The organism is Sorangium sp. So ce281 (assembly GCF_051527395.1).
GTDB classification, from domain to species: Bacteria; Myxococcota_A; Polyangia; order Polyangiales; family Polyangiaceae; genus Sorangium; species Sorangium cellulosum_B.
Map to the genome: position 1 here is coordinate 6371899 of NZ_CP150322.1, position 22499 is coordinate 6394397.

General features: G+C 74.2%; 14 protein-coding genes. 4 read left to right on the top strand and 10 right to left on the bottom strand.

Annotation, left to right across the window (positions count from 1 at the left end):
- Positions 1-2 precede the first annotated feature (2 nt).
- Together WMF27_RS24230 and WMF27_RS24235 are read right to left on the bottom strand one after the other, a co-directional pair.
- Positions 3-737: a 4'-phosphopantetheinyl transferase family protein gene (locus tag WMF27_RS24230; RefSeq protein ID WP_437766510.1), complete on the bottom strand. Its 735-nt coding sequence runs from the start codon at positions 735-737 to the stop codon at positions 3-5.
- Positions 734-7462 carry an SDR family NAD(P)-dependent oxidoreductase gene (locus tag WMF27_RS24235; protein WP_437943006.1) on the bottom strand — a complete coding sequence of 2243 codons (6729 nt, stop codon included), beginning with the start codon at positions 7460-7462 and terminating at the stop codon, positions 734-736. Before WMF27_RS24235 ends, WMF27_RS24230 begins: the two co-directional genes overlap by 4 nt.
- 408 nt (positions 7463-7870) lie before the next feature.
- Here WMF27_RS24235 and WMF27_RS24240 point away from each other — a divergent pair, with 408 nt between their 5' ends.
- The 3 genes from WMF27_RS24240 to WMF27_RS24250 all read left to right on the top strand — a co-directional run bounded on the left by WMF27_RS24240 (position 7871) and on the right by WMF27_RS24250 (position 10694).
- Positions 7871-8410, top strand: a complete 540-nt coding sequence (locus WMF27_RS24240) for a MarR family winged helix-turn-helix transcriptional regulator (RefSeq protein WP_437766508.1) — start codon at positions 7871-7873, stop codon at positions 8408-8410.
- A gap of 72 nt (positions 8411-8482) precedes the next feature.
- Positions 8483-9100 carry an ECF-type sigma factor gene (locus WMF27_RS24245; RefSeq protein ID WP_437766507.1) on the top strand — a complete coding sequence of 206 codons (618 nt, stop codon included), beginning with the start codon at positions 8483-8485 and terminating at the stop codon, positions 9098-9100.
- The gene (locus WMF27_RS24250; protein ID WP_437943007.1) at positions 9084-10694 is read left to right on the top strand and encodes a serine/threonine-protein kinase; all 1611 of its coding nucleotides are present in this window, start codon (positions 9084-9086) and stop codon (positions 10692-10694) included. The genes WMF27_RS24245 and WMF27_RS24250 overlap by 17 nt, the downstream gene beginning before the upstream one ends.
- 89 nt (positions 10695-10783) lie before the next feature.
- On the opposite strand, the gene WMF27_RS24255 is transcribed toward WMF27_RS24250, so the two are convergent.
- The 7 genes from WMF27_RS24255 to WMF27_RS24285 all read right to left on the bottom strand — a co-directional run bounded on the left by WMF27_RS24255 (position 10784) and on the right by WMF27_RS24285 (position 18820).
- Positions 10784-11944: a homogentisate 1,2-dioxygenase gene (locus tag WMF27_RS24255; protein ID WP_437943008.1), complete on the bottom strand. Its 1161-nt coding sequence runs from the start codon at positions 11942-11944 to the stop codon at positions 10784-10786.
- Positions 11944-13098: a 4-hydroxyphenylpyruvate dioxygenase family protein gene (locus tag WMF27_RS24260; protein ID WP_437943009.1), complete on the bottom strand. Its 1155-nt coding sequence runs from the start codon at positions 13096-13098 to the stop codon at positions 11944-11946. Before WMF27_RS24260 ends, WMF27_RS24255 begins: the two co-directional genes overlap by 1 nt.
- Positions 13095-14072 carry a fumarylacetoacetate hydrolase family protein gene (locus tag WMF27_RS24265; RefSeq protein ID WP_437943010.1) on the bottom strand — a complete coding sequence of 326 codons (978 nt, stop codon included), beginning with the start codon at positions 14070-14072 and terminating at the stop codon, positions 13095-13097. The genes WMF27_RS24260 and WMF27_RS24265 overlap by 4 nt, the downstream gene beginning before the upstream one ends.
- Before the next feature lie 291 nt (positions 14073-14363).
- Positions 14364-15677, bottom strand: a complete 1314-nt coding sequence (locus WMF27_RS24270) for a hypothetical protein (RefSeq protein WP_437943011.1) — start codon at positions 15675-15677, stop codon at positions 14364-14366.
- Positions 15678-15734: 57 nt separating this feature from the next.
- On the bottom strand, positions 15735-16181 hold the full coding sequence (locus WMF27_RS24275; protein WP_437943012.1) for a DUF3237 domain-containing protein: 447 nt from the start codon (positions 16179-16181) through the stop codon (positions 15735-15737).
- The gene (locus tag WMF27_RS24280) at positions 16178-17404 is read right to left on the bottom strand and encodes a flavin-dependent oxidoreductase (protein ID WP_437766500.1); all 1227 of its coding nucleotides are present in this window, start codon (positions 17402-17404) and stop codon (positions 16178-16180) included. The genes WMF27_RS24275 and WMF27_RS24280 overlap by 4 nt, the downstream gene beginning before the upstream one ends.
- 216 nt (positions 17405-17620) lie before the next feature.
- Complete coding sequence (locus tag WMF27_RS24285; RefSeq protein WP_437943013.1) at positions 17621-18820, bottom strand: MFS transporter; 1200 nt, start codon at positions 18818-18820, stop codon at positions 17621-17623.
- Between the two features lie 645 nt (positions 18821-19465).
- On the opposite strand from WMF27_RS24285, the gene WMF27_RS24290 reads away from it, so the two are divergent.
- Complete coding sequence (locus WMF27_RS24290) at positions 19466-21067, top strand: PAS domain-containing protein (protein WP_437943014.1); 1602 nt, start codon at positions 19466-19468, stop codon at positions 21065-21067.
- A 4-nt stretch (positions 21068-21071) separates the two neighbouring features.
- Here the strand turns inward: WMF27_RS24290 and WMF27_RS24295 are convergent, their stop codons facing one another.
- Complete coding sequence (locus tag WMF27_RS24295; protein WP_437943015.1) at positions 21072-22067, bottom strand: zinc-dependent alcohol dehydrogenase family protein; 996 nt, start codon at positions 22065-22067, stop codon at positions 21072-21074.
- Positions 22068-22499 lie beyond the last annotated feature (432 nt).

The following is a 22499-nucleotide window of genomic DNA, read 5'->3' on the forward strand; positions in this document are numbered from 1 at the left end:
ATTCATCCGAGAGCCGCGGCCGGGGGGACCGGGACGGCCGCGACGAGCGCGAACGCACCGGTCAGCACGGCCCGGCCGAAGAACTGCCCGCCCCGCGCGCCCAGCGCGAAGGAGCGGACCGAGGGCTGCGCCAGGCGCGCGCCCCCCGGCGGGAACGCGACGTCGATGTCCCGGAACGAGAACCGCGCCGGCAGCGCGAGCGCCCCCGTCTTGTAGAGCGCCTCCTTGGCGCTCCAGAGCAACGTCTCGAGGGCGGCGCGCGAGGCGCCCGCCGCGGCGCCCCGCGCGAGGCCCTCGCGCTCGCGCGGGGTGAAGTGCTCGTCGGCGAAGCTCGCCGCGCGCGCCTCGACCCGCTCGACGTCGACGCCGACCGCGCGCGCCGTGGTGACCGCGGCCGCCGCGAGCTCGCCCGCGTGCGAGAGCGACAGCGCGAAGGCGCCGTCCTCGAAGCGCGGGCGACGGCCGCACGGCCCCGTCACCGCGCAGGCGAGGTAGTCGGCGCGCGGGTGCGCCTCGAGCGAGGCCGCGTCCAGCGCGACCAGCGGCGCGCCGCGGCCGGCGGCGAGCTCGAGGCGCAGCCACTTCGCCGCGACGCGCGCGCACGCGGACTGCGCCCGCCGGGCCGCGACGCGCAGCGCGGCGCACGCGCGGCGCTCGCCGGCCGTCAGGTAGGGCTCGAGGCGCGCCGCGGCCTCGGCGTCCGCCCGCGCGACCGCGATCGCGAGCGGCGGCGTCACGGCGCCCCCAGCGTCAGCGTCGCCTGCGCCGCCGGGCGGACGTCCGCGGCCACGCGCCCCATGACGCGCCCCTCGAGCCCCTCGACCTCCAGAAGCACGCCGCCCGAGGGGTCGAGCGCCTGCGCCCACGCGCCGAGGACGCGGTCGCCCGCCGCGGTCGGGACCGCGGCGACGAGCCGGACGGGGACGCCCGCGTCACGGAGCGCGAGGTCGTTGGCCGCCGTCCCGAAGCGGATCCGGTCGACGCCGCCCGCGGCGCACACCGGGAACGCGCCCGCCTCGTCGCGGCGCAGGGTGCCCAGCGACAGGAGCGCGTCGAGCAGGAGGAACGGCGTGGCGGCCCCGCGCTGCCGCGCGAGGGCGCCGTCGGTCGTGAGGCGGAACCGGGCCTCCTTGAGCGCGGCCCCGTGCACGAAGGTGCCGAGGTGATCGAACCAGCCCGCGTGCCGGACCGGCGAGCCAGGGCTCGCGTACGGGTCGCGGATCAGGGGCCCGTCGACCCGCCCGGCGTGCCGCGGCGCGAAGCCGTCACGGCGGACGTGGCTCGGGCCGAGCTCGACCACGCAGGTCGCGAAGACGACGCCGGCGCGGAGGGTCACGCCCGACCGGTGCACGAAGTCGCCGCGCACCTCGACGGCGCACGCGACGCGGCCGCCGGGGAGCCACTCGCGGCGGATCGTCACCGCGCGCACGTCGCGCGGCGCGTCGTCGGCGAGGCGCAGGAACTCGAGGAAGCGCACGTCGCGCACCTCGCGGACGAGGGCACCGCCGCCCGACGTCGCGAGCGCGTGCCGGACGGCCAGGTCGACGAGGAACGCCCCGGCCGCGACGGCGCTCGAGCGCGCCCGGTGGTCGGAGAGCCACGGATCGACGCGTGGATCGAGCGTCCACGCGCTCCCGGACGCGCCGTCCGCCGCGACCACCGCGTCCGCCGCGTCCGCCGCGACGATGCGGGGGGCGAAGCGCTCGATCTCGCCGTCGGTGAGCAGGACCTGGGCCGCGCCGGCGGGCGGCTCGGCGACGAGGTCGAGGAAGATCCGCCTCCCCTCCTCCGGCTCGACGCCCCGGAGCCCGCGCGCCGCGCCGAGCGCGCTGTACTCGGACCCGGCGGTCATGCCGACGCCGTTCCAGCCGAGCCACGCGATGCTCGACCACGGGCCCGCGCCCGCCTCGGCGGCGAAGTACGCCGCGGCGCGGTTCATCGCCTCGTTCGCCGCGCCGTAGTCCGGCTGCCCGTCGTTGCCGAGCACGCTGAACGCCGAGGTGACGAGGTGGACATGCGGGCGCGCGTCGGGCAGGTGGCGCGCGAGGGCGCGGCGGAGGTGGGCGAGGCCGGCGAGCTTCGTGTCGACGATCCGCTCGAACAGATCGAGCGGCTTCGACGTGAGCCGGCTCGACACCTGGATGCCTGCGCCGTGCACGACCAGATCGACCCGGCCGTACGCCGCCGCGACCGCCGCGACGGCGCGGTCGACGTCCTCGCCGCGGGTCACGTCGACGGCGTGGTAGTCGACGACGCGGCGACCGGCGCCCCCGGCGCGCAGCTGGGCCAGGACCCGGTGCGCCTCGCGCGCCGCGCGGAGGCGCGCGTAGCGGTCGCGCAGGACGCCCATCCGCAGGCCCGGGCTCTCGCGCAGGGCCTCGGCATAGAAGTCCCGCTCGTACGCGTCGAACGCCGCGTCGGTCATCGCGAGCGCGCGGGCCGGAGCGTCCTCCAGCCGCGAGCGGCCGAGGAGCACGGCGCGGCAGCCGAAGCGGTCGAGCAGGCCCTCGACGAGCTCCGCCGTGATGCCGCGCGCGCCGCCCGTCACGAGCACGACCGAAGCGGCGCCGAGCTGCGGTACGGCGCGCGCGCGCGGCCTCGCGGAGGCGCGAGCGAGCTGCACGGCGTGCCGCGCGCCGCCGAGATCGACCACCTCCTCGGGCACGGCGGGCCGGGCGTGGCGCCACTCCTCGGAGAGCGCGCCGAGCGCGGCCGCGGCGTCGCGCGCGTCGGTGTGGACGACGCGCACGTCGCCGCCCGGGAGCTCGCGCGCCAGGGACTTCACGAAGCCGCCGACCGCACCGCTCACCGGCGCGAGCCGCCCGTGGAGGTCCACGGCGGAGGCGACGACGGCCGCGAAGGCCACCTCGCCGCGCGCGATGGCGCCGTAATAGCGGCGCGCGGCGCCGAAGAGCGCGCGCAGCGCCGGCCTGTACGAGCCCGGCGCGCCGTCGACGAACGCGCGCGCGTCCGTGGCGCGGGTGAGCACGACGACCGCGTCGACGTCCTCGGGGGCCAGGGCCGCGAACGACGCGCCGAGCCGCGCCTCGTCGCGGGCGTCGAGCGCGGGCGCACCGCCGGACGCCTCGGCCCCAGGCGCCGCGAGGTCGCGCGGGGTCCCGCCCTCCGCCGTGCCGGACGCCTCCTCGACGGCGAGCGCGAGGACGCGCGCGCGCTCCTCGTCGGAGCGGGCGGCGCGCCGCACCTCCATGGCGAGCGCCGCGTCGGTGCAGACGTAGAGGACGCGGGACGGCACGCGCGCCGCCGGCCCCGTCGCCGGCGCGGGGGCGATCTCGGGGACGAAGCCGTGGATCGGCGTGCCCGTCGCGAAGCCCGAGGCCGCCCGCGCCGGCGCGACCGACGCGGCCTCGGGGGGCGTGACCTGGACGGCGCGGGGATCGGACGGCCAGCGCACCAGCGCGGCGCCGTGCGCGCGCGCGCCGCGGATCGCCGCGTGGAGCTCGACGGCGCCCTCGGCCCCGCGCAGCCGCGCGCTCGATCCGCCGACCGCGAGCTCGCGGGCCGAGGGGCCGCGCCCCGCCGCGCCGGCGGCGCCCTCCGCCGCGCCGGCGACGAGGTGCAGGCGAGCGAGCACCGGCCAGGCGTGGCGCGCGGCGGTGTCCTCGGTGCACAGCGCGACGAGCAGCGCCGCCTCGCCAATCGGCCGCGGGTCACAGGTGGCGGACGCGCCCCGCGCGACGTCGTCGCTGAAGGCGTTGACGGCCCCCGCGAGCACGACGTCGCAGTCCTCGTCGAGCACGAGATCGGCGGCCGCGAGCGCGTCGAGCAGCGAGGTCGCCGAGGTGTCGACGACGAAGTTCGGCCCGCGCAGGCCGAAGACGTTGGCGACGCGCCCGGAGATGACGTTGGGCATGTTGCCCGGCTGCGTGTACGGCCCCGTCGCGGGCGATCCCGCGCGGAGCGCGTCGGCCGTCGCGGAGGCCAGCGCGGGGCTGACGCCGCGCGCCCGGAGCGCCCGCGCCACGCGGTCGGCGAAGATGCGCTCGTTGGCGCGCGCGCCGCGGCGCGTCTTGCCCTCGTGGCCGACGACGACGCCGATGCGCTCGCAGAGCTCGCGCGCGGGCAGCGCCGAGAGCGCCTCCTCCGCGGCCATCGCCGCGAGCAGCTGCGTCGGGTCCATCGCCTCGAGGGCGTCCGGGAGGACCGGCGCGCGGGCCGGCAGCCGGAGCGCGCCCTCGTCGAACGCGAGGACGTCCGACGGGGCGCCCGCGGGCGCGCCGCCTGCGGCCGGGAACACGGCCCCGAGCCCGACGACGCACAGGGCGCGGGCGCCGACGCGCGGGTGCACGCGCGGGGGGTGGCGGTCGGGGCGGTGCTCCTCGACGACGAGGTGGGCGTTGGTGCCGCCGAAGCCGAAGCTGTCGAGCGCGGCGCGCAGCGGGGCGCCGCCCTCGGCGATCCAGGGGGCGGCCGCCGTCGGGATGGCGAACGGCGAGCGCGCCAGATCGATGCGCGCGCTCGGCGCCTGGAACCCGTGCTGCGCGAAGAGCGTGCGCTCGCGGATCGCGAGCACGACCTTGATGAGCGACGCGACGCCCGCGGTCCAGCCCGTGTGGCCGAGCAGCGACTTGACGCTGCCCAGGGCGATGCGCGGGGCGCCCGCGTCGCCGGCGTCGCTCGCGAACACCTCGGCGAGCGCCTGGAACTCGGTGGCGTCGCCGACGGGCGTCGCCGTGGCGTGCGCCTCGACGTACTGGACGCTCCGCGCCTCGACGCCGGCCCGCGCGTGGGCGCGCCGCATCGCCAGGGCCTGCCCGCGGCGCTGCGGCACCGTGACCGACGGGCTCGGGCCGTCGCTCGAAAGGCCGCTGCCCAGGAGCACGGCGTCGACGCGATCGCCCCGCGATCGGGCGTCGTCGAGCCGCTCGAGCACGACGACCGCGGCGCCCTCCCCGAACACGACGCCGTCCGCGGACGCGTCGAAGGGGCGGCTGCCGGTCGCCGAGAGCCCGCCGAACTGCGAGAACTGGCACGCGTTCGTCGGGCCGGGCTGGTACGCGCCGCCGGCGATCACGACGTCGGCGAGGCCGCGGCGGAGCATCGCGGCGCCCAGATGCACCGCGTGCATCGACGACGCGCAGGCCGCGTCGACGACGACGGTGCGCGCGCCCTCCCCCACCACGTCGCGCACGACGCGCGCGAGCGGCTCGAGGTGGCCGCGGCACGCCGCGCGCCGCCCGGCGTCGAGCCCGAGCTCGGCCGCCAGCGCGTCCGCCACGGCGGCGCGGGCCGCCTCGCCCGCGGCGGCGCGGTCGAGCGCGCGCTCGACGCCGAGCAGCAGCGTGGCCTCGTCGTGCTCGATCGAGCCGTCGGCCGTGGACCCGAGGAGGCACACGATCCGCAGGGGCGCGCCGCCGCGGAGCGCGGCCGCGTGCGATCGGGCCTCGGCGAGCGCGCACGCCAGCATGCGGGCCGTCTTGGGCAGCCGCTCGAGCGCGCGCGTGTCGTAACCGGTCTGCTCGGCGTACGGGCCGAGGGCGTCGACCGTGCCGACCAGCAGGCTGTACGTCTTGTCGGCGGCGCGGCCGCGGTTCAGGAAGTCGGTCGCGAGCTCCGGGTGTCGCTCGCCAGTGTCGGCGATCCCGCACGTGCCCGCATGCAGCTGCGCGAGGTAGGCGTCGACGCCGCCGGCCCCCGGCAGCACCGCGCCCATGCCCACGATCGCGATCGGCGTCGCCCCCGCCGCGGCGGCGGCGTCGTCGCGCGGGCTCGCGGCGGCGGCGGTGCCCGCGGAGCTCGCGGCGGCGGCGGGGGTCGCGGCCTCGCGCGGGCGGCGGCCGTCCGGCTCCTCCTCCGGGAGCGGCGCGACCGCCGTGAGCGCGCGCCCCGCGGCGCGCAGCGCGTCGATCACGCGCCGGTGCTCGGCCACGACGTCCTCTCCGGCGCGGAACGCCGAGATCACGCGCAGATCGGGCCCGGGCGGCGCGCTCCGCCGCGCGAGCGCGGTCAGGGCGCCGCCGCCGCCGCACTCGACGAAGGTGCGGACCCCCGCCGCGTGGAGGTCGCGCACGGCCGCCTCGAAGTCGAGCGGCGTCACGAGGTGCATCGGGAGCAGGCGCGCGGGCGCGAGCGGGCCGTCGCCGTAGTGGACGCGATCGATCGGCGAGTACGTGGCGAGCGCGGGCCGCGCCGCGCCGGCGCGCCCGAGGGCGCTCGCGAACGGACCGACCGCCGGCGCGAGCAGCGGCGAGTGGAAGGCGTAGCGGCTCGCGAGCACCGTCGCGCGAACGCCGGCGCCCGCGAGCCGCCGCTCGAGCGCGGCGATGCCGTCCGCCGTGCCCGACGCGACCGCCTGATCGGCCGCGTTGACCACCGCGACGAACACGTCGTCCCGGCCGAGCGCATGCACCTCGTCGCGCAGGCGCTCCGCGCCGGTGTGGGCGGCGAGCATGCGGCCGGGCGGCGCGCCGCGGAGGGCGAGCACCCGGCGGCACACGACCTCGGCGGCCGTCGCGAGGGGAAACGCGCCGCCCGCGGCCAGCGCGGCGATCTCCCCCAGGCTGTGCCCCGCCACGACGTCCGGCTCGAGCCCGGCGGACCGGAGCAGCGCGACGGCGACGTGGCCCTGGACGAGGATCCCGAGCTGATCGAGATCGACGCACGCCTCGAGGGCGGTCCGCGCCTCCGCCTCGCCGGCGGTCACGAGCGCCGCGAGCGAGGCGCCGAGCAGCTCGCGCGCCGCGGGCTCGGCCGCGGCGACGGCCTCGCGCGCGGCGTCAAAGCGCGCGTGGAGCGCTCGCAGGAGCCGGAGGTCGAACGAGCCTTGGCCCGGCAGGAGCAGCGCGATCTTGCCGGCGACGCCGCCGCCCTCCCGCGCGGCCTCCCCGGAGCGCCTCTGCGCGGCCTCCCCGCCCGCCGCGGCCGGCGCGGCCTCCGCGTCCCACCGCGCCCTGTGCGGGCGCGCCTCGTGGAGCGGCCCCCGCGCGACCTCGGCGGCGTGCCGGAGCAGGCGCTCGGGGAAGAGCTCGCGCAGCGCCGAGCCGCCGCGCAGGCAGAGCTCGACGAAGCGCTGGTGCGGCGCGCGCTCGTCGAGGGCCCCGACGTGCGCCGTCACCGACCTGGGCAGCGGCGCGAGCTCGTCGCTCGCCGAGGCGACGGCGACGATGCGCTGGTAGCCGCACGCGACGGGCTCGCCGTCGAAGCGGACCGTGCGGAAGTAGCCGTACGCGCTCGAGCGCGTCACGGCGCCGAGGCTCATGAAGATCGCGACGCGCTCGCCCACGCGCACCGGCGCGAGGTTCCGGCTGTACCCCTCGGTGGTGAGCAGCCGGATCGCGGCGCGGTCCTCCTCGTGCGGGAGCGTGCCGTCCGCGGCCTCGGCGAAGTAGAGCGTCTCGCGCGCGATGCACTGGAAGCGGAAGTTCGTGAGGTAGTGATGGCTGCCATAGGCCATGCTGTCCTCGAACTTCACGCAGTACGGAACGACGAAGAACTCGCCCATAGATCCTCTCCACGCAGCCCGCGCGCGGCGTCGACGCACGCCTGGCACCGCGTGCCAGCCGATGGTTCGTGCGCTCCTCACCGCCGCGCCGCTCGGGCCGTTCGAATAAGTGTACCTACACGTAAATGCTCGGAGCGCGCCGAAGGCCCATGGCCCCCGGCCGCGCGGGAGATGCCGCGGTGCTCGCCTCGGCGCCGGCATGGCCCTGGCGACGGATGACCGATCGATCGATGGATCGGCCAGCGCGCGCCGGGGCCGCCCGGACCGCCGACGCCGAGCAGGCGTCGTTCGGACGAGGCGGATCCACGTCGTCGAGGACGAGATAGGTGTAGCTACACCTGAACGGATGTCAAGCAGTGATCCCGACCGTGATTTGACGGACCCAGTCGAAATAGTGTAGATACACTGGTGACCGATTTTGCCTGCGCCGCTCGGATCATCGCGAGCCAGTGCGCCCTCGTGCGCGTCCGCCGGGCGTCGCGCGCGCTGACGCGGCTCTACGACGACAGCCTGCGCGCTGCGGGGCTCCAGGCGACGCAGCTCACGCTGCTCGCCGCGGTCGCGACGTGCGGCGACGCGGGCGTGCAGCTCAGCGCGCTCGCGGACGGGCTCGTCATGGATCGCACGACGCTCACGAGGAACCTCGTGCCGCTCGAGAAGGCGGGCCTGCTCCGCGTGGCGCGGGCGCCCGGCGACGCGCGCGTCCGCATCATCTCGCTGACGCGCCAGGGAGAGCGCGCGATCGAGGCGGCGTTCCCGCTGTGGGAACGGACGCAGAGGCACGTCCGCGAGCAGCTCGGCGAGTGCAGGGCCGACGCGCTCCGCGAGGAGCTCGGCCGCGTCGTGGCCCTGGCCACGCGGCCCGAGCAGGCGGCGGAGCCCGAGCGGACGAAGCAGAGGGCGCCGGCGCAGCAGAAGGCGCGGTCGGGCAAGCGCAAGGCGACGTGAGATGGAGCGCGCCGCCGGGCTCGTCGGCGCGGCGACTTGGTGTACGCTCCGGCCCGATCGAGGCGCACCCCCATGAACGCGAGCGACCGACGCGCCCCCGGACCGAGCGCCGGCGAGGCCATCACGGGCCTCCTGCACGCCGCCCAGGCGGGCCAGAGGGACGCCGCGGACGCCCTCCTCCGCGCCGTCTATGCCGAGCTCAAGACGATCGCCCTGGCCCGCGTCCGCCACCTCCGCGCCGGGCAGACCCTCGGCCCCACCGCGCTCGTCCACGAGGCGTACGAGAAGCTCTTCCGCGACGGCGAGGCCCGCTTCCAGAGCCGCGCCCATTTCTTCGGCGCCGCGTCCCAGGCCATGCGCGATCTCCTCGTCGACTACGCGCGCCACAAGGCCGCCCGGAAGCGGGGCGGCGATCAGGTGCGCGCCCCCGAGGAGGACCTCCACGAGCTGCCCCTCTCGCTCGATCTCCCCGTCGAGGACCTCCTCGCCCTCGACGAGGCCCTGCGCAAGATGAGCCAGGAGCACCCGCGCAAGGCCGAGATCGTGATGCTGCGCTACTTCGCGGGCCTGACCGAGGACGAGATCGCCGAGCTCTCGGGCGTGACGACGCGCACGGTCGAGCGCGACTGGCGCTTCGCCAAGGCGTGGCTCTACCGGGCGCTCCACGGCGGAGATGAGCCCGCCCCTTGATCCGCGCGAGGTAGAGGCGCTCTTCGAGGCGGCGCTCGATGAGCGCCACGAGCACCGCCGGGCGTTCCTGGAGGCGCGGTGCGCGGGCCGCCCGGAGCTCCTCCGGGAGGTGTGGAGCCTGCTCCGGAGCGACGGCGCCCAGCCGGACGGGTTCTTGAAGGGCGCCGCCGCCGCCCTCCCCGGCCGCGACGAACGCGACGAACGCGACGAACCGCTGAGCCCCGGCGCGCGCGTCGGGCGGTTCACGGTGCTCGCCAGGGCCGGCCAGGGCGGGATGGGCGTCGTCTACGCGGCCTACGACGCGGAGCTCGACCGCCGCGTCGCCCTCAAGCTCATCGCGCCGGGGAGGTTCGATCCCGAGGATCGGGCCCGCCTCGTGCGCGAGGCGCAGGTGATGGCCAGGCTCTCGCACCCGAACGTCGTCCCCATCTACGAGATCGGCGAGCACGAGCGGGGCGTGTTCGTGGCGATGGAATTCGTCGACGGCCGGACGCTCCGCGACCTGCGCGACAAGCAGCCCCGCGCGTGGGAAGCCGCGCTCGCCGCGGGGATCCAGGCGGGCCGCGGCCTCGCGGCGGCGCACCAGGAGGGGCTCGTCCACCGCGACGTCAAGCCGGACAACATCCTGATCGGCAAGGAGGGCCGGGCGCGCATCGCCGATTTCGGGCTCGCGCGCCTCCACGTCGAGGAGGACCGGCCTCTCTCCGGCGGGGGCCCCGAAGCCGAGATCCCCGGGGAGGACGCGCTCCGCGCGCCGCTCACGGCCGGGAGCGCGTTCATGGGGACGCCGGCGTACATGGCGCCCGAGCAGGCCGAGCGGAGGCCGGCGACGGCGAGGAGCGATCAGTGGAGCTTCTGCGCGACGCTCTACGAGGCGCTCTACGGGGAGCCGCCGTTCGAGGGCGAGGACGTCCGAGCGCGGCTCGACGGGGCGCGGCGCGATCTCCTGAGGCCGGCGCCGGCCGGCTCGAAGGTGCCCGCGCGGGTCCGGGGCGCGCTCGCGCGCGGGCTCCGCGCGCGGCCCGAGGAGCGGTGGCCGAGGCTCGACGATCTGCTGAGCGTCCTCGCCGACGAGCTGGCGCGGAGCTCCGAGCTCGATCTCACGGTCTCCAGGCGCGAGCGCATCCGCTTCGGCCTCCTGATCGGCGCCCTCGGCGTCGTGATGGCGACGGTGGGTATCGGCCGCGTCGTCCCGGTGGTCCGCCCCGTGGACCTCTTCGCCATGGGCTGCGTCACGGCGCTCGCGGGGCTCACGCTGCTCCGGGTCTTCCGCCGCCCGCTCTCGAAGAGCGCGGTGAACCGGCGGATCGGCCACGTGGTGAAGGTGCTCCTCGTCGCGATGCTCCTTCACCGTGCGCTCGCCGTGATCACGGACGAGCCGGTAGAGCGCGCGCTCGCGACGAACCTGCTCCTCTTCGCGGCCGTCCACGCGACCGCCGCGCCGAGCCTGCCGAGGGCGAGCTGGCTAGCCGCCGCGCTCTGCGCGGCGTGCGCGGCGGCCGCCGCGGTCTTCCCGGAGCACGCCGCCGCGATCTACGTCACGGGCGTGCTGGGCTCGCTGACGATCGCCATCGTGGTGTGGCATCTCGAGTAGCGCGCTGTCGCCTGTCCCCGGTCGATTCACGACGCACGGCGGGCGCTTGAATCCAGCGAGAAGATCGTCGGCCGAGCGCCTGACCTCGATCATGGGCCCGCGATGAAGCTGTCCTGGTAGCCCGGGTCCTCCACGGCGAGCGCGGCCGCGGTGGCCGAGAGCGGGCGGGTCGTGTCGAGCATGACCGCGAGCTCGCTCGTCTCGCGGGCCCCGAGGCTCGCCTCGTACGCGCCGGGGTGCGGCCCGTGCGGGACGCCGGCCGGATGGTGCGAGATGCTGCCGGGGCCGACGCCGCGGCGCGAGGTGAAGTTGCCGCGGCAATAGAACAGAAATTCGTCGCAATCGACCGACGCGTGGGGGTACGGGCACGGGATCGCCTCCGGGTGGAAGTCGGTCGGGCGCGGCACGAAGCTGCAGACGAGGGCGCCGCGCGCGGCGAACGTCCCGTGCCAGTCCGGAGGCAGGTGCACGAGCCCGACGCGCGCCTGGAAGCGCAGGATCGGGAACGCGAACGGGTACACCGCCCCGTCCCAGCCGACGACGTCGAGCGGCGAGCGCCCTGTGGCGAAGCCGTGGAAGGCGCCGCCGCGCTTCACGACGAGCGCGCGGAGGCCCTCGTCGAGGGGGCCGACGAACGTGGGCCGCCGGAAATCACGGTGCGAGTACGGCGCGTCCATCCGCAGCTGGCCGACCTCGTTGCGCCACCTGCGCGGGAGGTGGATGTCCGCGGCCTCGATCGAGAGCCACCGCTGGGGCGCGGCGTCCGGCAGGAAGCGGTAGAAGAGCCCCTTCGGGATGACCACGTAGTCGTCCTGCTCGAAGCGGAGATCGCCGAGCATCGTGCGCAGGACGCCGCCCCCGTGGAAGATGAAGAACAGCTCGTCGGCGTCCGCGTTCGCGAAGTACACCGGGTCGGCCGCGTCCGGCTGGACGAGCCCGATCACCACGTCGTCGTTGAAGAGCAGCGGCACGCGGCAGTCGACGGCGGGCCCGCCCCGCCGCGGCAGATCCTGCGACCGGTAGTGCCGCTTCGCCAGCGGGCGCGCCGGCGCGGCGACCGGCAGCGTGAAGCCGTGCGCGGCCTGCGCGATCCGGTGCTCGTGCGGCCGGCGCTCGTGGTAAGCGATCGTGTAGGGGCCGTCGAAGCCCGCCCGCGTCAGGCACTCCTCGTAGCGGAGCTCCCCCGCCTCGCTCCGCAGGGCGATGTGGTGCTTGGGCGGGACGATCCCGGCGACGACGCGATCGAGCATCAGCCGTGCCCCCCCGCCTTCTGCTGCCGCTCGATGCTCTCGAACAGCGCCCGGAAATTGCCGGCGCCGAAGCCGCGGTCGCCCTTGCGCTGGATGAGCTCGAAGAAGAACGGCCCGGCGTCGGGATCGCGGTGCGTGCCCGACGATTCCTTGAGGAAGATCTGGAGCAGGTAGGACCTCGCGCCGTCGCCGTCGACGAGCACCTCGAGCTCCCGCAGCGCCGCCACGTCCTCGTCGATCTGCCCGATGCCGAGCCGCTGCAGGCGCTCGGGCAGCATGTCGTAATAGGCGGCCGGGGTCGGCATGAACTCCACGCCCCGGCCGCGCATCGCGCGCACGGCGGCGAGGATGTCCTCCACGGCGAGCGCCGCGTGCTGCACCCCGTCGCCGCGGTGCTCCTCGTTGAAGACGTTGATCTGCGAGCTCTTGAAGTGCGGCCGGTAGGGCTCGTTGTTCGCGAACTTCACGCCCGAGGCCGGGTCCCACATCACCGCCGAGCGCAGGCCCGAGCCGTGGTCCGTGTCCTTCGCCACGTCGTTCGTGTGGAACGCGATCTGCCAGAACGGCTCGAGCCCGAGCACGTGCTCCATCCAGAGAAGGGCGGGCGCCATCGTCTGGAAGTTCGAGGTGATGTGATCGAACCGGGCGATCCCGAAGCGGTTCTCGCCGCCGCGCGGCGCGTCGTAGGCCACGCAGCCGGGGAACAGCGCCCGGTATCCGCGCCGCTCCACGAAGCGGAAGGTGGTGTCGCCGAACGGCGTCGTGATCGAGAACGAGGCGAAGGTGCCGCCCTCGTCCGTCGCACGCTGGATCTCGTCGATCGGCGTGCCCCCGCGGCCGTCGAGCAGCCGGAAGGCGCGGTCGATGTCCTCCACCTCGAAGATGACCGTGCCCACGCCGTCGGGGTGCTTGCGCAGGTAGCGCCACGCCCGCCCGCCCTCGCCGATCGGCTGCGAGCAGACGATGACGCACTCGCCGGCCTGGAAGACGACCGACTGCTGCGCCGCCGCCGCCGTGAGATCCGGCGAGCTCGCGGCGATCTCCTGGAAATCGAGCTTCTCCGTGTAGAACCTGCGGCTCCGCTCCAGGTCGCGCACGTAGTAGTGCAGCGCCTCCACCCGCTTGATGCCAATCGACTCCACCTTGGCGCTCATCCGGGTACCACCCGCTGCGCGATGCGCCCGAACAGGCTCTCTCCCACGCGATTCAGCATCTCGATCATGATCGTGTCTCCTGGCTTCATGAAAGGCGTCGTGGCCGCGCCGCGCGCGAGGATCTCGAGCATGCGCTTCTCGGCCAGGCACGACACGCCGCGCGCCGGATCCCGGTTCGAGACGGTGCCGCTGCCGAGGAGCGTCCCCGCCGCGAAGGCGCGGGTCCTGGCGATGTGCTCGACGAGCTCGAAGAACGAGAAATGCATCTCCGGGCCGGCCTCGGGATCACCGATGAGCGCGCCGTTGTAGGTCGAGCGGAGCCGCAGGTGGACGCGCCCGTCGCGGAGCGCGTCCCCGAGCTCGTCGGGCGTGATCGCGAACGGCGAGAACGCGGTGGCGGGCTTGGAGCAGAAGAACCCGAACCCCTTCGCGAGCTCGGCGGGCACGAGGTTGCGCAGCGTCACGTCGTTGGCCAGCAGGAAGAGGCGGATGTGCCGGTGGGCCTCTTCGCGGCGCGTGCCCTGCGGGGTATCGCCGAGGACGACGCAGACCTCGGCCTCGAAGTCGAGGCCCCAGGCCTCGTCGCGCAGGACGATGTCGTCGGTCGGGCCGAGGAGGACGCCGGAGCCGCCCTGGTACACCAGCGGATCGGTCGTCAGCGTCTCGGGGGGCTCGGCGCCGCGCGCCTTGCGCACCAGCTCGATGTGGTGGATGTACGCCGAGCCGTCGACCCACTCGTAGGCGCGCGGAAGCGGCGCGGCGAGCTCTTCCATGACGAGCGGGGTCACCGCCGAATCCCCCCGCTCGACATCGTCGGCGATGCGGCGGAGCGCGGGCTCGGCGCGCTCCCAGTCGTCGAGCGCGGCCTGGAGCGTGGGAAGGGCGGCGCCGGCGGGTGCGTAGGCGAGGCCGTCGCGGCGGACGACGACGAGCGTGCCGTCGCGGCCGGGGCCGCGGAGAGAGGCGAGCTTCATGCGGGTGCGAGCTCCCCGTGGCGCCCCGGCAGTCGCTTCGTCTCCGCCGGACAAGCAGGAACCCCGTCGCGCCTGCCAGGGCTCGTCCTCGTTTGGGCGCTGTGCACCGAGTAACCGGTCGAACGGATCCGCATGAACACCGGATTGGATGGTTTCACGACGCCCCCCGATCCCGCGCGGCGCGCCATGGAGGTGATTGCAACGATTTCGTACCCGATCCGTCTGGCTCGCGGCATAGGCATACGCGCCTATGCCGCGGATCGAGGGCGCGAAACTCCATCGCCCTGGGGATCACTTTTGCAGCTGGACGCCGAGGAACAGGGCGTTCCCCTTCGCCCCCGACAGATCGCTTCTTTGATAGCCGAGCGCGACACGCGCCGCGTGCCCCTCGATGATGTAGCCCATCTGGGCATCGATGAGCAGATAGGCGTCGGCGTTCTTCGGCTTCGCTTGTTGCAGTCGGACCAGAGGCTGCAGCTTCCCGACGCCGACGTTGCTCGGCGTGAGGTAGCTCGCGAGCGCAAAATAAGAATAGTCGAACCGCTCGAAGTCGCCGAAGTACTTGTAGAACGCGCCCTCGAGCGTGAGGGTGCCCGCCGCGCCGAGGTTCTTCTCGAACAGGAGGTCGGCGTTGACCTCGCCGTAGGTGTCCTTGCGCGGGATGCCCGCGGGCTCGCCCGTCGCAGGGGGCGGCAGCGATTCGACCGAACCTTCCTTCTGCACCTCACCCGCCACGCCGAGCGCGAGGATGCTCTTCTCCCCGAGGTACGTGGCCTTCTGGTAATAGGCGGGCTCTGGATCGAGCAAGCTCAGGTTGAGCCTCGCCGTGTAAAGCGGGCTTACCGAAGAGTCATGCAGGTTGAAAGCCCCCACGTAATACTTGAACAGCCCGCCCGCCGCCTTGCCCCAGGTGGTCACCCCGTCGTTGCGCCCGAAAGGTCCCTGCCTCGGCCCGATCGGCGGCGCATAGGGCTCGAAGAATCCGGGATAGTTCCACGGCCCCATCGACCACGGCCCGGAGAAGGCGGAGCGATCCGACGGCACGATCATTCGACCGAGCCAGACGTTCAGAAGATCATGGAACTGGAACTTGACGATGACGTCACGGATGGCCGCGCTGCCCGTGATGTTGCCCCCGGTCGGGGTCGGCCCGAACTGAGCGACGATCGCGCCCTGCAGGCCGATGAACCGGTTGATTTCGCCTGAAACCATCAGATCCAGCTCTCCGTCCCCGAGCAGCCGGTCCATCTTCTCGCGCGCGCCGGGGTTCTGTAAGCGACCTCCGACGCGGGCCCAGGCCGCGACGCTGACCGGCTTCTTCCATGGCTCCTTGTCGGCCGGTGGTGCCGTCGAAGCTGGAGCGGGCCCGGCAGCGCTCTGCGGCGCCGGCGCGCCGGCGTGGGCTTCCGCGGCCGGCGCTGGCGCCGCGCTCGCGTCTCCCGCGGGGGCCGCGATCGTCGGACTTTCGCCCGTGGGCGCCGGCTGCGCCTCGGGCGGCGGTTGTGCCCGTGCCGAGCTATGGAAGGAAGTGATGCCGAGGATGACGGCCAAGAACCCTGCGCCGACCTCGCCCCGGCGTCTCGCCGCTCTCGTCTGTGTGCTCATGCGTTCTCCGTGTCAGGCCATCCGAGGCCTTGAAGCTCTCCGCCGCGCTCGCGCCCCCTAGCCGATCTCGTACACCGTGAGCCGCACCCGGTCGGCGAGCCGCTCGCCCACGGACAGGGCCAGCACGGCGTTCAGCCGCAGGAGCCCTGGCGCCGAGGTGCGCATACGGATGGCGGTGCGGAAGTAGTAGAGCCCGGGGTCCACGGCCTCGCCGCGCCCGAGCGCCGCCAGCACCTCCGGCGGCCCGGCGCGGACGCCTTCGGAGAGGATCTCCACTGTCCCGTGGCCGGCGATGTCGAGGATGTAGTGGGCGGAGATGTCCATCCGCCCGTCGGCCCAGATCGTCTGCCAGTCGCCGCCCGGCAGCACCCGCCCCTCGAGGCCGCCGGACACCGTGCCGCCGACAATCGGGATGAAGCGCCGGCCGGGCGAGCCAGGATTGACGGTGACCGGCCGGTCCACCGCCACCTCGAGCGTCATCAAAGGGATGAGGGGAGGGCTCACGCGCGGGGCTCCGAGGCGCGCTTCAGCCCGGTCAGCACCTTGTAGCGGGCGGCGATGGCCTCCAGCTCGCCCGGGGCGAAGACGTCCTCGATACGCTCGAATCCGTCGGGCGCGCGGTCCTGGGTGATCTGCATGCACTGCTCCGGACCGTTGCCGCGATTGGCCGCGACGATGGCGGCGGTGGCCGGCAGGCGCTCCGCCTCGTAAGCGGCCAGCGCTTCCACGGGATCGGCGTGGGCGGCGAGCGCGCGGACCAGGGCGCGGGCGTCCAGGATGGCCTGGCTCGCCCCGTTTGAGCCGATGGGATACATCGGATGGGCGGCGTCCCCCAGCAGCGTCATGCGCCCATGGCTCCAGCGCGGCAGCGGATCGCGGTCGACCAGCGGGAACTCGTAGATGGCCTCGGCGTTCCGGATCAGGCCGGGCACATCCAGCCAGTCGAAGCGCCAGGCCTCGAACCTGGGCAGGAAGTCGGCGGGCTCGCCCCGCCGGTTCCAGTCCTCCCGTCGCAGGCTCTCGGCTATGGCGAGCTCGGCGATCCAGTTGATCGTCTGTCGGCCGTCCGGCCCCGGCGGGGAGATGGGATAAGCGACGAACTTCTGGTCCTGATGCCCGGCCATGATCATGCTGGCGCCGGTGAGGAAGGGCATCGCCAGGCTGGTCGCCCGCCACAGGATGCGGCCGCCATAGACCGGCGGCCCCTCGTCCGGATAGAGGCCGGCGCGCGCCGCCGAATGGATGCCGTCGGCGCAGATCAGGAGATCGGCTGAAACCGTCCAGGCCACGCCCTCGCGGTTGAGGAAGCGCGCCACGATGCGGCCCTCGCCCTCTTCGTGGGCCAGGAGGCGCCGGTCGCAGATCACCCGGTCTGTGCCCAGCCGCTGGACGGCGGCGTCGAACAGCACGCCTTGCAGAGCGCCGCGGTGCAGGGAGATCTGCGGCGCGGCGTGACCCGCGAAGCGGCCGCGCGGCTCGCCCCAGATGCGCTGGCCGAAGCGGTTGAAATAGACAAGCTCGCGGGTCGCCACCCCGTGGGCCATCAAGACCTCGATAAGGCCCAGCTCGTCCAGCACCTCTCCGGCGTGGGGCAGGAGGTTGATGCCGACCCCGAGCGGCAGGATGGTGGGCACGGCCTCGAACACCGTCACCTCATGGCCCGAGGCGTGTAGCGCCAGAGCTGCGGCCAGGCCGCCGATCCCGGCGCCCGCGACGATTACCTGCATGAGTCCTCCCGAAGACATGCGGCCCGACGCCGCACCTCATTGAAGCCGCCGCCAAGCGGGCGAAGCGCGCGACGAACGGCACCGCCAGCGCCAGCAGCAGCCAGTCCTCTCGAACGATCCAGCGGGCGGCGCCCCTCGGGACCGCGCAGGCCGGAGGCCCCGCCGCCCGGAGGACGCCCGGCGCGCGGCCGGGCGCCGATCGCCCCCGCCCTTTCCTCAATCACCGGCATAACGTCCACGAACGGTCATCACCGCCGCGGCCACCCCGGCCGACAGGACCACTGGCACCATGGCCATGGCCACGCCCGCGGGGCCCCAGCCCTGGCCCAGCAGGTGGCCCGCCACCAGCGGTCCGCCGATGGAGCCCAGCCGGCCGGCGGCGATGGAGGCGCCGGTGGCCAGCCCGCGCGCCCGCGCCGGGTAATAGAGCGGGATGATGCCATAGAGCGAATATTGCGCGCCCAGCAAGAAGAAGCCCGCCAGGCCGGCCAGCACCAGCACCGGAAGCAGGCTGTTGGCCCCCGCCAGCCCGAACAGCGACAGGGCCAGGGCGGGATAGGCCGCGATGATGGGAAGGCGCGGACCGAACCGGTCCACCAGCAATCCGATGACCCCGCAGCCGATGACGCTGCCGACATTGAACGCGAAGGCGGCGCCAGCCCCCCCCTTTCCGCCCAGGCCCTTGGCCGCCACCAGCGACGGCAGCCAGTTGAGCAGCAGATACAGCACGAGCAGCGTCATGCCGAAGGTGAACCAGGCGAGCAGCGTGACCAGCAGCCGGCCACCGCCGAACAGCGCCTGCCCCCCGGCCGGCCGCTGGGCGCCGCCGGCCGCTGCCGTGCGGCTGTCGGGCATCAGCCGCGCCATGATCGGCAGCAGCACCAGCGGCAGCACGCCGCCGGCCACGAAGATGCTGTGCCAGCCGAACCGCGCCAGGAAGCCGGCCGCGAACAGCGCCGCCAGCGCGCCGCCGGCCGGCATGCCGCTGAACATCAAGGTGGTGGTGCGGGTCCGCCGATCGGGCGGGGCGATTTCCAGGGCGATGGCCACCAGGGTGGGCATCGCCGCCCCCAGCCCTGTCCCGGCCAGGAGCCGGTAAAGGCCCAGCGACACCGGTCCTCCCGCCACCACGGTGGCCATCGTGAACAGGCCGAACACGCCGACGGACGTCATCAGCAGCGGCTTGCGGCCCATGCGGTCCGCCATCCAGCCGCCGGCCAGCGCGCCGCAGACCAGCCCGACCATGCCGGCCCCGAACACGACGCCCGCCTGCCCGGGTGTCAGGCCCAGGGCGGGGATCAGCAGGGGGGCGGCCACGCCGATGGCCTGGATGTCGAACCCTTCCAGCAGCGCGATCAAGAAGCACAGCGACAGCGTGACGGCGCCGCGCGGCGCGTGAGGGGGCGATGCGCCCATGGGGAAACCTCCCGTTTCGTTCCCGTTGCCCGGGATGGTTGCAGCTGGCCGCAGCCGGATCGATGCGGTGATTGAACGTAGCCGGTGGAGCGTGACGGACCCGAGGTGACTGCGACGACTTCGTACCCGAGCCCTCCGGAGCGGGGCATAGGCATACCCGCCTATGCCTCGAGGCGAGCCGTCGTCAGGCGACAGGATTTTTGCTGCCGCGATGGGGGTCGGGGCGGAGGCGGGCGCGGTGGCTGCAGGATCGTTGACGCGCATCTTCGTCGAGAGCGAGGGGCGGTGCTCTCTCAATCCGCTCTCGCTCTTGCGCCGACTCGCGGCCAACGTCCCGCGCTGGCCGATGGCCTTCATGGCGAGGAAAACAGCGCAAGTCACCTGACGCGCTCAGCGACGAGGAGAGGAACAGAGGGACGAATCACACAGTGTGTGAGTGCATGGGAGGGCAATGCCGGGACGCCTGCCGGTGCGCCGCGGCGCGCGGCGGTCCGGGCGGCGCAGCGCCGGCAGCGGCCGTCGTCCGGCGGGTTCACGGAACCGCGCCCGGGTTGAGCTCGACCAGCGGCTCCGCTGCCTGTGGATGCGTGATGGGGTCACCGCGGCCGACACCCGGAGGAGCTCTTGCTCTACGCTCCCCCCCCGATGCCTAGCGACGCTCCTGCTGATCTCTGCTCGCTCGCCTTCACCTGCAGCGTCGACCCGCTGCTCTTGCTCGATGGAAGCGGTCGGATCCTGGCCCTGAACCCCGCCGCCGAGCGCCTCTCGTCCACTCCCGGGGCGACGGCGCGGGGGAGGCCCGTCGATGAGGTCCTGCGGCCCGATGCGCCCCTCGGCGCGCTGCTCGAGCAGGTGCTCCGCGATCGCGCCCCGCGCGCCCTTCCGCCCGACTTCACCCTCCACCTCGCGAACGAGCGCGCCGTCCTCGCCGAAGGCAGCCTCAGCCCGCTCGTCGACCCCGCGGGCGCGTGCGCCGCCGTGCTCCTCGCGCTGCGCGACGTGACCGAGCAACGACGGGCCGAGCGGGCGGCGTGCGATCAAGGAGCGCGCCTGCGCGCCGCCGTCGAGGCGCTCGACGTCGGCTTCGTCATCTACGATACCGAGGAGCGGCTCCGCTTCTTCAACACGGCGTACAAATCGCTCTACCCCGAATGTGCCGCCGCCATTCAGGTGGGCAATACGTTCGAAGATGTCGTCCGCGAGGGCTGCCGGCGCGGGATCCACCTCCACAGCGGCCTCGGCGAAGAGGAGTGGGTCGCCGCTCGCCTCGCGGAGCATCGCCGCCCCGGGGACGTCTTCGTGCGGCGGTTCGGGGACCGCTGGATCACCCTCAAGAGCGGCCGCCTCCCCGACGGCAGCGTCGTCGGCCTGCGGATGGACACCACCGCGATCAAGGAGGCAGAGCTCGCCCTCGAGCGCGAGCGGCAGTTCATCCGCCTCGTGCTCGACACCATCCCGATCGTCGTCACGGTCAAGGATCGGAACGGCAAGATGAAGCTCGTCAGCAAGAGCTACGCCGAGCTGTACGACACCACGGTGGAGGGCGCGGTGGGAAAGACCGTTGACGATCTGCCGCGCTCCCACGCCGAGCTCTCCGTCATCGGCGAGATGGACCGGGAGGTGCTCGAGCGCATGCAGCCGGTCTCGAGGGTTCAACCCGTCGCGCGCCCGAACAGCAACGCGCGGTGGATGTCCGTCGTCAAGGTGCCTCTCGTCGAGCAGGACGGCACGACGCACATCCTCGCCATTGGAACGGACATCACGGCGCAGCGGGAGCACGAGGAGCGCATGACGGCGACCATCGCCGAGCTCGAGCGGCAGAAGCAGGCCATCGCCGGTCAGCTCGCGGTCATCCAGCGCCAGCAGGCGCTCATCCGCGCGCTGTCCACGCCCATCCTCCAGGTCGCCGAGGGCGTGCTCGCCGCGCCCCTCATCGGCGCGCTCGACGACGCCCGCGCGGCCGACGTCACCAGCAAGCTGCTCGACGAGGTCGTGCGCACAGGCGCTCGCTTCGCCATCATCGACGTCACCGGCATCGAGAGCGTCGACGCCGCGACGGCCGACCACCTCGTCCGCATCGTCCGCGCGATCCGCCTGCTCGGCGCGAGCGGCGTCCTCACCGGCATCGGGCCCGCCGTCGCCCAATCCATGTGCGGCATCGGGGTCGACCTCTCCGGCGTCACCACACACGGCAACCTCCGCGCCGGCATCGAGGTCTGCCTCCGCGCGCTGGCCGGCCGGCGCTGAGCGATCACGGCGCGACGAGCACCGCTGCCCCGGACATGCGGCCGTTCCGCAGATCGTCGAGCGCCTCGTTGGCCGCCGCCAGCGGATAGACGTTCACCTCCGTCCGCACCGGCACCCGCGGCGCGAGCGCGAGGAACTCCTCGCCGTCCCTGCGCGTCAGGTTCGCCACCGACCGCAGCACCCGCTCGCCCCACAGGATCGAATAAGGGAACGAGGGGATGTCGCTCATGTGGATCCCCCCGCAGACCACGGCGCCGCCCTTGCGTACGGCGCGCAGCGCGGCCGGCACCAGCTCGCCGGCCGGGGCGAAGATCAGCGCCGCGTCGAGCTCCTCGGGGGGCGCCTCCGAGGAAGCGCCCGCCCACTCGGCCCCCATCGACAGCGCGAACGCGCGCGCCGCGTCGTCTCCCGGCCGGACGAACCCGAAGACGCGCCGGCCCTCGAAGCGGGCGACCTGCGCCACGAGGTGGGCGGCGGCGCCGAACCCGTAGATGCCAATCCGCTCCGCGTCCCCCGCCATGCGCAGCGTCCTGTACCCGATGAGCCCGGCGCAGAGCAGCGGCGCGGCCGAGAGGTCCGGGAAGCCGTCGGGGATCGGGAAGCAGAAGCGCGCGTCCGCGACGGCGAGCTCCGCATACCCGCCGTCGATCTGGTACCCGGTAAAGCGCGCCCGATCGCACAGGTTTTCCCGTCCTGCGCGGCAATACGCGCACTCGCCGCAGGTCCAGCCGAGCCAGGGCACGCCAACGCGCGCGCCGCTCGCGAACCGCGGCCCGTCGCCGGGCGCCGGCACCTCCTCGAGGACCTCGCCCACGATCTGGTGCCCGGGCACGAGCGGCAGCCTGGCGTCCGGCAGCTCGCCGTCGACGACGTGCAGATCGGTGCGGCACACGGCGCAGGCGCGCACGCGGAGCAGCACCTCGCCGGGCCCAGGCCGCGGAGCGGGCCGATCCTCCAGCACGAGCGGGCTCTTCGGGGCTCTCAGGACGAGGGCGCGCATGGCTCCGCGCCGAGTATATTGCGGCCCGCGCCCCCCGTCCCGCGGGTGAGCCCACGAGCTCGCCGCCCCGGCGAGGAGCGTGTCGCCGTCCACGGCGGGACCGCTGTACGAGCCGGGAGCTCCCACCCCTTTTCTCGCGCATCGTCGCGAACAGGTCCAGCACGGCTGCCTCGTTCCGATAGCAATGCACGCCGCGCTTCGCCCCTCGGACCGGCGCTCCGGACGAGCCCCGCCGGCCGTGCCCTCCCCCGCGCTCGAGGACACCCGCGGTCCCGCCGATAGGAGTTGACACTGCGCATGTGAGCGTTCACAATCTGCGTCAGCGGGTATCCTTTCGCTTCCCTGCTGGAGGGGTCGCCACGCGCGCCGAGACATTGATGTCCCGATGGACATCGGCATCGATTCGCTCGGTCGTCGCGGAAGCGAGCAACG

Excerpts from the sequence above, each read along its gene's own strand:
- WMF27_RS24235 (WP_437943006.1), bottom strand. The coding sequence starts at position 7,462 with ATGGGCGAGTTCTTCGTCGTTCCGTACTGCGTGAAGTTCGAGGACAGC.
- WMF27_RS24245 (WP_437766507.1), top strand. The coding sequence starts at position 8,483 with ATGAACGCGAGCGACCGACGCGCCCCCGGACCGAGCGCCGGCGAGGCC.
- WMF27_RS24250 (WP_437943007.1), top strand. The coding sequence starts at position 9,084 with ATGAGCCCGCCCCTTGATCCGCGCGAGGTAGAGGCGCTCTTCGAGGCG.
- WMF27_RS24255 (WP_437943008.1), bottom strand. The coding sequence starts at position 11,944 with ATGCTCGATCGCGTCGTCGCCGGGATCGTCCCGCCCAAGCACCACATC.
- WMF27_RS24260 (WP_437943009.1), bottom strand. The coding sequence starts at position 13,098 with ATGAGCGCCAAGGTGGAGTCGATTGGCATCAAGCGGGTGGAGGCGCTG.
- WMF27_RS24265 (WP_437943010.1), bottom strand. The coding sequence starts at position 14,072 with ATGAAGCTCGCCTCTCTCCGCGGCCCCGGCCGCGACGGCACGCTCGTC.
- WMF27_RS24270 (WP_437943011.1), bottom strand. The coding sequence starts at position 15,677 with ATGAGCACACAGACGAGAGCGGCGAGACGCCGGGGCGAGGTCGGCGCA.
- WMF27_RS24280 (WP_437766500.1), bottom strand. The coding sequence starts at position 17,404 with ATGCAGGTAATCGTCGCGGGCGCCGGGATCGGCGGCCTGGCCGCAGCT.
- WMF27_RS24285 (WP_437943013.1), bottom strand. The coding sequence starts at position 18,820 with ATGGGCGCATCGCCCCCTCACGCGCCGCGCGGCGCCGTCACGCTGTCG.
- WMF27_RS24290 (WP_437943014.1), top strand. The coding sequence starts at position 19,466 with ATGCCTAGCGACGCTCCTGCTGATCTCTGCTCGCTCGCCTTCACCTGC.
- WMF27_RS24295 (WP_437943015.1), bottom strand. The coding sequence starts at position 22,067 with ATGCGCGCCCTCGTCCTGAGAGCCCCGAAGAGCCCGCTCGTGCTGGAG.